Here is a 13645-nt window from a genome sequence, read left to right as displayed (position 1 = left end):
CCGGTCAACGAACGTCCGCGCAGCGTAACTTCGCCTCGGTCCTCCCGTCAGGACCGCATCGAACATTGTTCCACCGGTGCCGCTACCATGCGCGCCCATGAATGAAGACCTGCGCAACATCGTGCTCGGTGTCGTGGCCGCCGGTATCAGCGCCTCGCTCGGCTGGTTCGCCCGCAACTACCTCTGGCGCCGGGCGCTCCGCCGCAAGCAGGCCTTCTTCGGTCTGCCGCGGAATTCCGAGTGCCTGCTCGTCGTCAACCGCGAGGCGGGCAGCGAGGGAGCGGTCCACCGTTTCGACGTGTTCGCGCTGCTCGAACTCTCCGCGCTCGTCAAGGACTGCGGGGCGCACGCCCAGATCATTCACCATGACGTCTCCCAGCAGGGCTTCGGCGAGCGTACGGAGTTCTGCGTCGGGGGGCCGTACTCGAACCGCCGGATGGCCGCCCATCTGTCGTCGCTGCTGCCCGGCGTGAAGATCAACACGGATGTGGAGCCGGGCCCGGACCGCGGCGCCTTCCAGATAGGCTCCGAGCGCTACCGCCTGGACGCGGGCACCACCGAGTACGTGCTGCTCGCGCGGCTCACGGCGGGCGAGGGCGGCAGACCGGTCTTCCTCTTCTGCGGGCAGCGGGCGATCACCAATCAGGCCGCGACCCGCTATCTTGCGCGCCACCATGTGAAGCTGGCCCGCAAGCACGGCGCGAACCCCTTCGTCCTGCTGCTGAAAGTGGTCAACACCCAGGCGTACGGGCCGGATGTCGTCGAGCTCGTCGCGGACGTCACACGCGCGGCGCAGACCCCGGCCCCCACGCCTGCGCCCGCGCCCGCCACGCGGAAGTCGCACCGCGCGGCGAGCTAGGGAGTGTCTTCACCGTGGCGTCGTGCGCCCGGAGGGCGGGCCCGGCGGTGTCTGGTGCGTGCGATCGCAGGGCGGAGGAGGGAGTCCATGCGGTGGGGGCACCTCCCGTGCCCGATGGGCTACGGGGGACATGGGCGACCGACGACAACGCGGCGTGGGGGCACCTCCCGTGCCCGAAGGGCTACGGGGGTGGGGGGCACCTCCCAGGCGCGAGCTCTGGGGGAGCGTGCCAGGCGTCACCGGGCAGACGGGACTTCGAAGACACGACCTAGGACCCCCGCCGCGGCCGGTCGAGGCCGATCGGCAGTGCCTTGATCCCGTTGATGAAGTTGGACACGAGCCGCTTCGGCGCCCCGGCCACGGCGAGGGGCGGCAGCGTCGCCCGCACCTCCTCGTGCAGCACACGGAGCTGGAGGCGCGCGAAGTGCGCGCCGAGGCAGACGTGCGGGCCGTCGCCGAACGAGACGTGCGGGTTCGGCGAGCGGGACAGATCGAGCCGGTACGGGTCGGCGAAGGCGCGTTCGTCGTAGTTGGCGGAGGCGTGGAAGACGACGACCTTGTCGCCCGCGCGCACCCGGTGCCCGCCGATGGCCGTGTCGCGGACCGCCGTGCGGCGGAACGAGAGCACCGGCGGGTGCCAGCGCAGCAGTTCGTCGACGGCCGTGCCGACGTCCGCCTCCCCCGCCCGCAGCCGCCGCTGCTCGTCGGGGTGTTCGGCGAGCGCCAGGAGGCCGCCGGGCGCGGCGCTGCGGACGGTGTCGTTGCCGGCGACGGTGAGCAGGAAGAAGAACATCTCCAGTTCGGCGTCGGAGAGTCCGGGCGCGGCGAGCGCGGTCATGAGGTCGTCGGCGGGCCTGCGCCGTTTGTACGCGGCGAGTTCCTGCGCATAGGCGAACATCTCCCGCAGCATGGCGGGTGAGCGCGGGTTGACCGGTCGCCCGTCGGCGCCGAGGACCGGTGGCTCGTCCGGGTCCTGGTAGGCGATGACGCGCTCGGTCCAGCCGAGCAGCAGCCCCCGGTCGCTCTCCGGTACGCCGAGCAGATCGGCGAGGTTGAGCAGGGCGTAGTCGTCGGTGACGGTGGCGACCAGGTCGACGACGGGTCCGTACTCGCGGGCGGCGGTCAGCAGTTCCCGGGCGCGGTCCCGCGCCGCCGCGGTGAAGCGGTCGATCCGCTTGGGGGTGAAGGCACGGCTGACCAGCCGCCGCAGCCGGCCGTGGTGGGGCGGGTCCTGGTTGAGCATCATGCGGCGGACGAACGGCAGGTCCGCGGGGTCGGGGTCGCGGATCTGCGTCGCGCCGAGCCAGGACGAGAAGCACTCCGCGTCCTTGAGCACCCGCACGACGTCGGCGTGGCGGGTGACCGCCCAGAACCCGGGTCCGGCGGGCCAGCCGAGCACCTCGTACTCGTCCTGCCAGGCGACGGGCCGTTGCTCGCGCAGGGTGCGGAAGGCCTCGTGCGGCAGCCCGCCGGCGTAGACCCGCGGGTCGAACACGTCCGGAACGGCGGTGGTCATCCGTCGGCCCGAAGGAAGTCCTCGACGGTGCGGATGAGCTGCAGCGGGGTCTCGTCCATGGCGTAGTGCCCGGCGGCGGGCAGTTCGGTGAGCTCGCCGCGTGCGTACCAGCGCAGCCAGGTGTCCCGTGTCAGCGGGGCGCCGAGCGCGGGGTCGAGGGCGCCGACGACGGCGAGCGCGGGGACGGTGGAGCCCTCGACGTCGGCGTGGAAGTCCTCGACGGCCCAGGAGTCGAGCCAGGCCCGGAAGGCCTTGGGGTCGCTGCGGCGCAGCGACCGCCGCACCATGCGGTCGAGCCAGGCGGCGGGCCGCACCGAGCCGGTCGTGATGTCGATGATGGCGCGGCGGTTGGCCGGGCGGTCGGCGGCGTCGGCGAAGAGCCCCCACTGGTCGGGCGGCATCGGCAGTCCGCTGGCGGGCACCGGGGAGACACCGACCAGCCGGCGCACGCGGTGGGGCGCCTGCGCCGCCACCCGCTGGACGACCGAGCCGCCCATGGAGTGGCCGATGAGCGAGAAGCGGTCCCAGCCGAGCCGTTCGGCGAGCGCGAGCACGTCGGCGGCGCCCTCGCCCGTGGTGTAGGCGCCGGGTGTGCCCATCGCCTCTCCGTATCCGCGCAGATCCACGAAGGCGTAGGTGAACGAGGACAGATCCAGGTCGGGGCGCACGGCCGCGTAGGCGTCGCGGTCGGCGAACCAGCCGTGTACGGCGACGACATGGTGCGGTCCCTCGCCGAGGAGCGTGTGCGGGAGCACGAATGGGGTCACGTCTTCTCCGTCTTCCGTTCGCGGGCTCGTGCGGACGTGTGGTGCGTACGCCACCACCGTGGCCCGCGGTTCACGGAACCGCCAGGGTGCGGAAGGGGCGCACTGTCGGACATGTCACATCAGGAGCGGCGGAAACACCAGCCTTCCACGCAACCCCGTCCGCACCACCGCGCTCTCTCTCCACGGAAGAGATCGCAACGGAGGTATTGAGTTGAGCCGCAGCCGCCGCATCCGCAGTCACAGCCGTGCCCCGATGGGTCCGCGTACGGCCACCCGTTCCACCGGCCGCACGGCCGCCCGTTCCACCGGCTCGACCGCCCGCACCGGCTCGGCCGCCGGTGCCGTGGCCCTCGTCCTCGCACTCTCCGGTTGCGCCGGCGCTGCCGCGTCGGACGCCGGAACAGACGCCAAGGGCGGCGCGGACGGCAAGCCGCGGACCGCCATCTCGGTGAATCTGCAGGGCACTCGGGCCAAGGCCGGCGTGCCGGTGAAGGTCACGCTCGCCGAGGGCAAGCTGACGGAGGTCACGGTCACCGACTCCAAGGGGGGCCGGCTGGCAGGCACGGTCTCCGCCGACGGCCGCGGCTGGACCTCCGCCCGGAGCGCCGCGCCCGGCACGGCGTACTCGGTGCGGGCCCAGGACGACCAGGGCGGGACGGCCACAGCGGAGTTCACCACCGCGGCGCCGGAGCTGGTCAACAAGGTGACGCTGGCACCCGGCGGCAACCGCACGGTCGGCGTCGCCCAGCCGCTGTCGATCGTCTTCGACCACCCGGTGAAGAACAGGGCGGAGGTCGAGAAGCATCTGAAGGTGACCACCTCGAACAACACGGAGGGGTCCTGGGGCTGGATGGAGGACTGGTCCGGCAGGTCCCGGGTGGACTGGAGGCCGAAGGAGTACTGGAAGCCGGGCACCAAGGTCACGCTCAACGCCGAGCTGAGCGGCGTCGATTCGGGCGAGGGCGGCGGCTGGTTCGTCCGCGACTACCCCATGAGCTTCACCATCGGCAAGCAGCAGGTGGTGAAGGTCGACCTCGACGACCACCGGCTGAAGCTGTTCCGGGACGGGGCACTGGTCAGGGACGCGCCCATGTCCGCGGGGACGCCGGGCGGCGAGAAGGCGTCGTGGGGCGGCACGGCCGTGCTGATGTCCAAGGAGGGCACGATCAACATGCGCTCCGAGACGGTCGGCCTCGGCGACGCGTACGACAAGATGGTCGACTACTCGATGCGGCTGACCTGGTCGGGGATGTACGCCCACGCCGCCCCGTGGAACAGCGCGTTCCTGGGCTCCGCCAACAAGAGCTCGGGCTGCATCGGGATGAGCGACTCGGATGCGGCGGCGATCTACGAAGCGGTCCAGGTGGGCGATCCGTTCGAGATCACCGGCGACGACTCCAAGGGCACGGTCGCGCTCAACAACGGCTACGGGGCGTGGAATCTGGACTGGTCGCAGTGGCAGGCGAAGAGCGCGCTGCGCTGACATCAGGTCCAACAATCGTTACGGTGGCGTAACTTACCGACCAGTTACCCAAGGTAGGGGTGGCCGGTTACCGTCGGGTCACTTTCGGACTGGCACGAGTCAGGAGTGAGCCATGGTCCACCCCCACAAGGCCCTGCGCACCTCGACGACCGCGACCGTCTCGGCCGCCCTCGTGGCCGGGGCCGCCTTCGGGCTGGTCCCGGCCGCTCCGGCGGTGGCGGCCGGGACCCGGGACACCGCCGGTATACGGTTCGTCGACATCCGGGGCGACGGCGGCACCGTGCTCAAGGCCAATGTCGTCACCCCGGCCGGTGCCGGCGGCTCGCGCACGTACCCCGTGATCGTGCTGCCCACCAGCTGGGCCACACCCCAGGTCGAGTACCTCGCCCAGGCCGTCGAGCTCGCCGAATCCGGCTATGTGGTGGTCAGTTACAACGCGCGCGGCTTCTGGCAGTCCGGCGGACAGATCGAGGTGGCGGGCCCGCCGGACATCGCCGACGCCTCCCGGGTCATCGACTGGGCGCTCGCGCACACCCCGGCCGACCCGTCCCGGGTCGGCATGGCCGGAGTGTCGTACGGCGCCGGGATCAGCCTGCTCGCCGCCGCCCACGACAAGCGCGTCCGGGCCGTCGCGGCGCTGAGCGGCTGGGGCGATCTGATCGCCTCCATATACAGCGGCCGCACACAGCACCTCCAGGCCGCCGCGCTCCTCGGCGGCGCGGGCTTCCTGACGGGCCGTCCGAGCCCCGAACTCCAGCAGGTCCTCAAGGACTTCCTCGGCTCGAACCTGGCCAAGGAGGACGAGATGATCGCCTGGGGGCGCAAGCGCTCCCCCGCCACCTACCTCGACCGGATCAACGACAACGGCGCCGCGATCATGCTCGGCAACGCCTGGGGCGACACCATCTTCCCGCCCAACCAGTACGCCGAGTTCTACGAGCGGCTCACCGGCCCCAAGCGGCTGGAGTTCCGCCCCGGCGACCACGCCACCGCCGAGGCGACGGGTCTGCTGGGACTGCCCAACGACACCTGGACCAGCGCGCACCGCTGGTTCGACCACCATCTGAAGGGCACCGCCAACGGCGTCGACCGCGAGCAGCCCGTCCGCGTCAAGTCCCGCTCCTCCGGCGGCTACGAGACCTACCCCGACTGGAAGTCGGTCGGCGCGGACGCCCGCAAGGTCGCCCTGGGCGGCACCAGGACGATCCGGGCGAACGTCGACTCAGGGGCCAATGGCGGGATCCTGATGCTGTCGAACGCCCTTGACCAGTTCCTCGGACTGCCCCCGGTCGCCTCGATCCCGCTGCTGCCACGGTCGTACACCGCCGTCTGGCAGACGGAGCGCGGCGCGGCGGCGCAGCGGATCCGGGGAACGGTGAAACTGCACACCACGGTCACCGGCACCAAGGAGAGCGGCACCCTCGTCGCGTACCTCTACGACGTGGGCCCGCTCGGCCTCGGCAAGCTGGTGAGCAACGCGCCGCACACCTTCCACGGGCAGACACCGGGCAGGCCGTTCACCGTGGACCTGGAGCTGTTCTCCACCGCCTACGACGTACCGGCCGGCCACCGGCTCGCCCTGGTCGTCGACACCGTCGACCCGCTCTACATCGAGCACAACCCGTCCGGCGCGCAGCTGACCTTCTCCTCGCCCGCGGCCGACCCGTCCTACGTGTCGGTGCCGCTGCGCGAGGAGTGATCTCCGGCTGCCACTGGGCCGGGGCGGGCTCTCCGGACTACCCCGGCCCTCCCCCCACGCCCCCGGGGGCGTGGGGGGACTCCTGCCCGTAGCACTGGTTGACGTCACACAACTCGATCAAAGGAACGACGGACATACGCTGCCCTGCCCCATTTCTCAGCGGGTGTCGAGATCACGCAAACTACCCAGCGGCGCAAAGGCACTTCTCCCCCAACACGCACGATTGGGACATCGGGGTAAAAGCCGTATAAGCCTCACGTCGATCTCAGGCTTCGGCCGCCTCCGCGTACACCTGGGAGAGCTCGGGCGATCCGTTCACCGCCCAGTCCAGCCCCGCCTCCACCACATTGACCTCGCGCCCCGAGGCGAGCCGGACCACCGGGTGGCCGCCCGGCCAGACGTGCCAGGAGGCACCCCGGACCGTGCGGACGATCACGGTGCCGAGATAGAGCCCCGCGTCGTTGCCCAGCCAGGGCAGCTCCTCGGGGTCGTCCCGCCAGCGCGGCGGCAGCTGGTCGAGCGCCTCCAGCGACTCCGGGGTGTCATCCAGATCGAGCCCCTGCTGCCCCGCCCGGACCCTGAGCAGCTCGCACTCGGCCAGCAGCTCGCCCACGCCGTCCGGGTCCTCCCCGGCGGGGGGAGCCAGCGCCTGGCCACCCCTCTCCGCACTGTGCCGTCTGCGCCAGTTGTCCAAGAAAGGGATGTTCATACCGATCAGCCTCGCATTCCCATGGACAGGCGCACCACACGGCGCGCAGAGCCGGTACCCCCCGAGGTCTCCCGGGCCCGGCGTCAGAACTCGACGTCGACCACGACGGGGGCGTGGTCCGATGCACCCTTGCCCTTGCGCTCCTCGCGGTCGACATAGCTGTCCCTGACGGCCCGGGTGAACGGCTCGTTCCCGTACACCAGGTCGATGCGCATGCCCCGGTTCTTGGGGAAGCACAGCTGACGGTAGTCCCAGTACGTGAACGGGTGGTCGTACTTGAGCGGGCGGGGCACGACGTCGGCGAGGCCGGTGCCGCGCAGCCCCTCAAGCGCTGCCCGCTCCGGCTCGGTCACATGGGTCATACCCTCGAAGAAGGACCGATCCCACACATCGGCGTCGGTCGGCGCGATGTTGTAGTCACCGAGCACCGCGAACGGGCGGTCGCCCTCGGCGTCATCGGCGACGGCGGCCTTGAGCGCCTCCAGCCACGCCAGCTTGTACACATAGTGCTCGTGGGCCACCTCGCGCCCGTTGGGCACATACACCGACCAGACGCGGACCGGGCCGCAGGTGGCGCCGAGCGCCCGCGGCTCCTGCACACCGCCGTACGCCGGCGCGCCCGGCAGCCCCTTCACGACGTCCTCCAGGCCGACCCGGGAGACCACCGCCACCCCGTTCCACCGGCCGTCGGCGTTGACCGCGGACTCGTAGCCCAGCTCCTTCAGGGCGTCGGCCGGGAACTGCTCGGCGGTGCACTTGGTCTCCTGGATGCACAGCACGTCGGTGCCGCTGCTCTCCAGCCAGGCGAGCAGCCGGGGCAGCCGGGCGGTGATCGAATTGACGTTGAACGTGGCAATGCGCATGCCGCAAGCCTAACCGCGGGGTGTGACAGTCAGAGCTCCGTCGATTCACCCGAGGAGAGCCTGCTGTGCTCGGCGCCGCCCAGATTGCCGATGTGCGTGTCGTAGATGGGCCGCGCGAGCTCGGTCAGCAGGGCGTCGTGGATGTCGATCGCCCGGCGCGGCCCGACCTCGCGCACGTAATCGATGACCTCGGAGACCTTGCTCCACGGCGCCATCACCGGAAGCATCAGCGTCTCGACCGGCCGGCCGGGCACGGTGAGCGCGTCGCCGGGGTGGAAGACCGATCCGTCCACCAGGAAGCCGACATTGGTGATCCTCGGCAGATCCGGGTGGATCACGGCGTGCAGCTGCCCGTGCACCTGCACGTCGAAGCCGGCGGCCGTGAACGTGTCACCCTCGCCGACGGGGTGGACGCGCCCGGGATACGCGGCCGAGAGCTGCTCGGCGACGCTGCGCAGCGTCCAGATCTCGGCGGCCGGATTCGCATCCATCGCGACCCGGAGCCGTGGCTCGCTGAAGTGGTCGGGGTGCTCGTGCGTGACGAGCACGGCGTCGGCGCCGGCCGCGGCGTCCTCCTCGCTGAAGGCGCCGGGATCGATGACGAGGGTGCGGCCGTCCTTCTCCAGCCGGACGCACGCGTGCGACTTCTTTGTGAGCTTCACCGAAGCGACCTCCCTCTCAGCCCCTCAGGTACCACGGGCCTCATTGGTGGTCTTTTTCCCCACCCCACCCCTTCCCGAACTGGGGGCAGGCCCCCAAGGCCCCCGGCACGGCCTTGACCGCGCCCGGGACGGAGCTCCAGGTCAATACACCTAGGTCGTGTCTTCACAGTCCCGTCTGCCGGCGACGCCTGGCCCGCTCCCCCAGAGCTCGCGCCTGGGAGGTGCCCCCACCCGCGTGGCCCTTCGGGCACGGGAGGTGTCCCCACCGCATGGACTCCCCCCTCCTCCGCCTTGCGATCGCCCGCACCAGACGCCGCCGGGCCCGCCCTGCGGGCGGACGACGCCACTGTGAAAACACTCCCTAGGTGTATTGCCTGGGGACGTTGGTCAACCTGGTGATGGGTGGTTTGCCGCCGGTCGCGGTGTGGGGGCGGTGGTGATTGTAGTGATGGAGCCAGGCTGGCAGGGCTTTACGGCGGGCTGATTCGCTGGGGTAGAAGCGGCCGAGGGCCCAGCCGTCGGCGAGGGTGCGGTGGAAGCGTTCGACCTTGCCGTTGGTCTGTGGCCGGTAGGGGCGGGTCTTCTTCGGTGTGATGCCGAGCTCGGTGCAGGCTTGTGTCCAGTGCCGGGAGCGGTAGGCCGAGCCGTTGTCGGTGAGGACCCGCTCGATGGTCACCCCTCGGGCGGCGAACCAGGCTACCGCGCGCCGCAGGACGTCGACCGCGGTGGCGGCCATCTCGTCGTCGCGGATCTCGGCGTAGGCGACGCGGGAATGGTCGTCGATGACGGTGTGGACGAACGCGGTTCCCAGTAGTGGTCCTCGGTACTTGTTGCGGGGCTTGTCGGGTGTTGCGGCACGGTTCTTGCGGCCCTGGACGCGTCCGACGTAGCGCCAGCCGCCGCCGTCGGGCACGTTCCCGAGCTTCTTGACGTCGATGTGGAGCATTGCGCCGGGATGATCGTGCTCGTAGCGGCGGACCGGCTCGCCGGTGGCGCGGTCGATGTGGGACAGGCGGTTGATCCGGCAGCGGGTCAGGACTGCGTGGACGGTGGAGGCGGGCATGCCCAGCCGTCCGGCGATCTGGACCGGGCCCAGACGTTGCTTCCAGCGCAGGTGCACGATCTTGCGGACCAGCGGCTGCGGTGTTCGGGCAGGACTGCGGTGCGGCCGGGAGGACCGGTCAGCCATCGCCGCCGGCCCGGACTCGGCGTAACGGTCGGCCCACCGCTTGGCGGTCGGCCAGGACACGTCGTAGCGTTCGGCCGCACGGGCGACCGGCCAGCCGTCATCGACAATCAGACGCGCCAGCCGAAGACGGGCACGGGGAGTCAAAGCAGCGTTAGCGTGAGACACGAAGGCCTCCTGGTTGGCGGAGCGGTTCCTCGACAGCTCCACTCCACAACCGGAGGCCTTCCCCATCTCACAGATTCAGACCGTGTCGTCACACAAACTCGACCAACCTGGCTGGGCAGTACAACCTAGGCCCGCGGGGTCGTTTCCTCGCGGATGACCTGCTGCGCGACGCGGAACGCGGAGTTCGCGGCCGGGACGCCGCAGTACACCGCCGTCTGCATCAGCACCTCACGGATCTCCGCCGGGGTCAGCCCGTTGCGCAGCGCCGCACGCGTGTGGAACGCCAGCTCCTCCAGGTGGCCCCCGGCCACCAGCGCCGTGAGCGTGACCGCGCTGCGCATGCGGCGGTCCAGGCCGTCCCGATTCCAGACCTCGCCCCACGCGTACCGCGTGATCAGCTCCTGGAAGTCGGCCGTGAACCCGTCGGCCGCGGCCGTCGCCCGGTCCACGTGCCCGTCCCCCAGCACCTCGCGGCGGACCCGCATCCCGGCCTCGTACGGATCGGGGCGCAGCGCCCCGGCGGCCCTCGGCTGCTCAGGCGCCGGGCCGAGCTCGGCGACGGGCGTGACGGGCGCGGAGATCGCGGGGGCGACGGGCGGGGCCGGGATCGCGGCGAGCGTGTCCTGCCAGGCCGAGGAGAAGTGGCGTACGAGCAGGTCGCTCACCGCACCGGGCTGCTCCACGGGCGCGAGGTGCGAGGCGCCGGGGACCAGGGCGAGCCGGGCGTCGGGTATGCCGGCGACCAGGGTGCGGGCCTCGGCGGGCCCGGTGAGCTGGTCGTCGGCGCCGACGAGGACGAGGGTCGGCACGCCGACCCGCCCCAGCTCGGCGCGTACGTCGAAGGCGGCGAGCGCCTCGCAGGCACCGATGTAGCAGCCGGGGTCGGTGGTGCGCACCATCTGCACCGCCCACTCGACGATCGCGGGCTGGGCGGCGGCGAAACCGGGCGTGAACCAGTTCTCGGGCGCGGTACGGGCCATGGGGTCGAGGCCGTTGGTGCGCACGATCACCCCGCGCTGCCGGAACTCGTCGGCGGTCCCGAACCGCGGCGAGGTGGCGATCAGCGCCAGCGAGGCCACCCGGTGCGGCAGCCTCAGCGCCAGGTCCATGCCGACCGCGCCGCCGATGGAGCAGCCCGCGTAGCCGAAGCGCTGGACGCCGAGCTCGTCGAGGGTCGCGACGAGCCGGCCGGCGAGCTCGGTCACGGAGGTGGCGGCGTGGGCGGGGGCGCCGCCGTGGCCCGGCAGGTCGAAGCGGAGCACGCGCCACTGCTGCGACAGCTCCGGAACCTGGCGGTCCCACATGTGCCAGGTGGTACCCAGTGAGGGACCCAGGATCAGGACCGGGGCGTCCTCTGGCCCGTCACAGCGGTATTGCAGCGTTTTCGGTGGTGTCTCGCTCACCCGCCCGACCCTCTCATCTGCCACGAGATGTCACATCGCCGGGGTGAATCTAGCGGGCCTCGTCCCACTCTCGACAGGTCGCTCGGCCCGCCGGCTCTTCAGGGGGGCGCAGCCGTGCTCGGTCGGCGCGCGGACAGCGGCGAGTGCTCTGCCGGACCGTTTCCGGGCGCGGGTCGTGACGGCAGACCCTGGCGGCTGCCAGAAGCCACCGGCGGGCGTCGCGGAGGTTCAGCAGGCCACCGAGGGCGGTCACCGCGCCGCCGATGGTGCCGACTGCGGCCTCCGCCTCGGTGCGCTCTGACGCGCGGAAACGTCGTGCGCCTACGACGCCCCCGTACGTATGCGTTACGCGCCGGCCCTGCGGACGAACTCCAGCTTCTGCGCCGCATGGCCCATGGACAGGATGCCGGAGCGGGCGAGGGCGTACCCACGGGCGCCGGTGGGCGCCATGCCGCAGGGATCCGCCGACCCGCGTCGGTAGACCGGCCTGGAGATGAGTCCGGTGTCGTTCACGAACACCAGGGTCTCCTTCCACGTGCAGCGTTTCTGACCGGAGTTGTCCCAGCCCTTGACGAAGATATCCCCGGTCTTCGCCTGCTCGATGGTGACCTGGGCCGTCGGGTCCTTCTCCTTGCCCTTGGGCACCCACTGCCCCAAGTACTTCTCGGGCACGGGCGCCTCGCCGGTCCTGGCCTTGAAGAGGACGGCCTTGTAGTGCCCGTTGTCGGTGGCGAAGTCGAGGTTGCCGTCCTTGCGGGTCTTCAGGGTGTACGACGGCAGGAATGTGCACGTGCCGCTGCCGAAGGCGTTCTCGCTACGGGCGTCCCCCAGGGAAACCGAGCCCTCGGACGCATTCTTCGGTTCCTTGTTCACGACGCAGAGCGAGGTGCCGGTCAGGAAGAAGGACCTGGCGACCGTGCGGTGCTGCTCGTCCTTCTTGAACTCGACACGTACGCGCGTGTCGCTCAACGGCACGCCCTCCCACGCCCCGAGGAAAGTCTCAGGCACGGCCACCGCCTCCGGGGTGGCCTCCCCGCTGCCGTCCGTACCGCCGCTTCCACCGGGGTCCGTGCCGTTGCCTTCCCAGGAGTTCGCCGCGATCGCCACGCCGACGGAGAGGACCAGCACCCCGACGGCAGCGACGAGGAATCGGGCCCGTTTGAACCGTGACTGCGCGGGCGGGGCACTCGGCTGTGGCGGGCGGCCGTCGGACGTCGAGGTGCCCACCGAAGCAACCACCGACACGTCGGGCTGTACCTCCTTGTACGCATCCACCGGAGTGTTCGGCTGGGTGTCCGGCCGCGTGTCCGGCCGCGCATCGGTCGGAGCCTCCACCGGCACGTCCGGCTGCGTAGCCACAGGCACACCCGGCGTACGTGCCTGCGGATCCAGATCCAGCAACCACGCCGCATGCCTTCCCAGCTGCTCGAGCACCTCTCCCGGCAGCCATGGCCGCACCTCCCCGGCGGCGGTGCGGGCCACAAGCTCCGTAGGCGTGGGACGACCCTCGGGCTCCTTCTCCAGGCACTGGCGTACGAGCCCGAGCAGGTCCTCCGGCACGCCCTCCAAGTCCGGCTCCTCCTCGATCACGCGGAGCAACTGCGCGTGCAGCCCGATGGAGTGGCTGCCGAACGGTAGCCGCCCGGTCGCCGCGTAGGCGAGGACGGAACCGAGGCTGAACACGTCGCTCTGCGGGCCGACTTCGAGCCCTCGCGCCTGCTCGGGCGACATGAAGGCAGGCGAGCCGACGACAACGCCGGTGCGGGTACGGAAGTCGTTGCCGGAAACGGCGTGCAGGGCGCGGGCGATGCCGAAGTCGATGACGCGGGGACCATCGACGGTGACCAGGACATTGGACGGCTTCAGGTCCCGGTGCACGAGACCGGCGTCGTGGATGGCCTCCAGGGCGAGCGCGAGCCGGTTCGCGAGGCTGCGCAGCGAATGCTCGGGCAGCGGGCCGTAGTCGTCGGCGACGACGGTCCGGAGGTCGGGACCCGGTACGTAGCCGGTGGCGACCCAGGGCGTCGCGGCGCTCGTGTCGAAGTCCAGGACCGGCGCGGTCCAGTGACCGCTCACGCGCCGCGCGGCGTCGACCTCCCGCGCGAACCGCTGCTGGAAGTCGTCCTGCCTGGCGAACTCGGCCCGCACCACCTTCACGGCGACGGTCCGCCCCCCTGCGGACCGTGCGAGGTACACCCGGCCCATACCCCCTTCTCCCAGCACCCCGAGAAGTCGATAGGGCCCAATCGCACGCGGATCGTCCAAGCTCAGATGGTCCATGCAAGGACGATACGCAGGCGAGGATGGGCGGGGTGAGCATGACTCACCTG

The 13645-nt window shown here is 71.1% G+C and carries 12 protein-coding genes; 4 read left to right on the top strand and 8 right to left on the bottom strand.

The annotated features are described in order from the left end of the window. The first annotated feature begins 97 nt into the window (after positions 1 to 97). Positions 98 to 859, top strand: coding sequence for a hypothetical protein (locus KK483_RS30515; RefSeq protein WP_262008442.1), 762 nt, complete (start codon positions 98 to 100; stop codon positions 857 to 859). A 268-nt stretch (positions 860 to 1127) separates the two neighbouring features. Here KK483_RS30515 and KK483_RS30510 read toward each other — a convergent pair whose 3' ends face one another. Next, complete coding sequence (locus KK483_RS30510) at positions 1128 to 2375, bottom strand: cytochrome P450 (protein WP_262008441.1); 1248 nt, start codon at positions 2373 to 2375, stop codon at positions 1128 to 1130. Next, positions 2372 to 3142, bottom strand: a complete 771-nt coding sequence (locus KK483_RS30505) for an alpha/beta fold hydrolase (RefSeq protein WP_262008439.1) — start codon at positions 3140 to 3142, stop codon at positions 2372 to 2374. Before KK483_RS30505 ends, KK483_RS30510 begins: the two co-directional genes overlap by 4 nt. A 253-nt stretch (positions 3143 to 3395) precedes the next feature. Between KK483_RS30505 and KK483_RS30500 the strand changes: the two genes are divergently transcribed. Beyond that, positions 3396 to 4625 carry an Ig-like domain-containing protein gene (locus tag KK483_RS30500; protein WP_399016228.1) on the top strand — a complete coding sequence of 410 codons (1230 nt, stop codon included), beginning with the start codon at positions 3396 to 3398 and terminating at the stop codon, positions 4623 to 4625. Between the two features lie 112 nt (positions 4626 to 4737). Continuing rightward, the gene (locus KK483_RS30495) at positions 4738 to 6324 is read left to right on the top strand and encodes a CocE/NonD family hydrolase (RefSeq protein WP_262008437.1); all 1587 of its coding nucleotides are present in this window, start codon (positions 4738 to 4740) and stop codon (positions 6322 to 6324) included. Between the two features lie 265 nt (positions 6325 to 6589). Here the strand turns inward: KK483_RS30495 and KK483_RS30490 are convergent, their stop codons facing one another. The 5 genes from KK483_RS30490 to pcaC all read right to left on the bottom strand — a co-directional run bounded on the left by KK483_RS30490 (position 6590) and on the right by pcaC (position 11315). Then, a complete protein-coding gene (locus KK483_RS30490) occupies positions 6590 to 7033 on the bottom strand; it encodes a DUF6278 family protein (protein ID WP_262008436.1) in 444 nt (147 codons plus the stop codon). An 83-nt stretch (positions 7034 to 7116) separates the two neighbouring features. After that, positions 7117 to 7896, bottom strand: coding sequence for an exodeoxyribonuclease III (locus KK483_RS30485; protein WP_262008435.1), 780 nt, complete (start codon positions 7894 to 7896; stop codon positions 7117 to 7119). Positions 7897 to 7925: 29 nt separating this feature from the next. Beyond that, complete coding sequence (locus KK483_RS30480; protein ID WP_262008434.1) at positions 7926 to 8558, bottom strand: MBL fold metallo-hydrolase; 633 nt, start codon at positions 8556 to 8558, stop codon at positions 7926 to 7928. A gap of 361 nt (positions 8559 to 8919) precedes the next feature. After that, positions 8920 to 9912 (bottom strand): IS481 family transposase, encoded by a 993-nt coding sequence (locus tag KK483_RS30475; RefSeq protein WP_262008433.1) that lies wholly within the window; start codon positions 9910 to 9912, stop codon positions 8920 to 8922. A gap of 125 nt (positions 9913 to 10037) precedes the next feature. Continuing rightward, the gene (gene pcaC, locus KK483_RS30470; protein ID WP_262008432.1) at positions 10038 to 11315 is read right to left on the bottom strand and encodes a 4-carboxymuconolactone decarboxylase; all 1278 of its coding nucleotides are present in this window, start codon (positions 11313 to 11315) and stop codon (positions 10038 to 10040) included. A gap of 175 nt (positions 11316 to 11490) precedes the next feature. On the opposite strand from pcaC, the gene KK483_RS30465 reads away from it, so the two are divergent. After that, the gene (locus KK483_RS30465; RefSeq protein WP_262008431.1) at positions 11491 to 11616 is read left to right on the top strand and encodes a hypothetical protein; all 126 of its coding nucleotides are present in this window, start codon (positions 11491 to 11493) and stop codon (positions 11614 to 11616) included. 44 nt (positions 11617 to 11660) lie between these two features. Here KK483_RS30465 and KK483_RS30460 read toward each other — a convergent pair whose 3' ends face one another. Continuing rightward, entirely contained in the window at positions 11661 to 13595 is a 1935-nt protein-coding gene (locus tag KK483_RS30460; RefSeq protein ID WP_262008430.1) for a serine/threonine-protein kinase, read from the bottom strand. Between the last annotated feature and the right edge of the window lie 50 nt (positions 13596 to 13645).

The organism is Streptomyces sp. FIT100 (assembly GCF_024584805.1).
Taxonomy (GTDB): domain Bacteria; phylum Actinomycetota; class Actinomycetes; order Streptomycetales; family Streptomycetaceae; genus Streptomyces.
The sequence above is the reverse complement of the archived record's forward strand: the minus strand, read 5'-3'. Positions and strand labels throughout refer to the sequence as shown.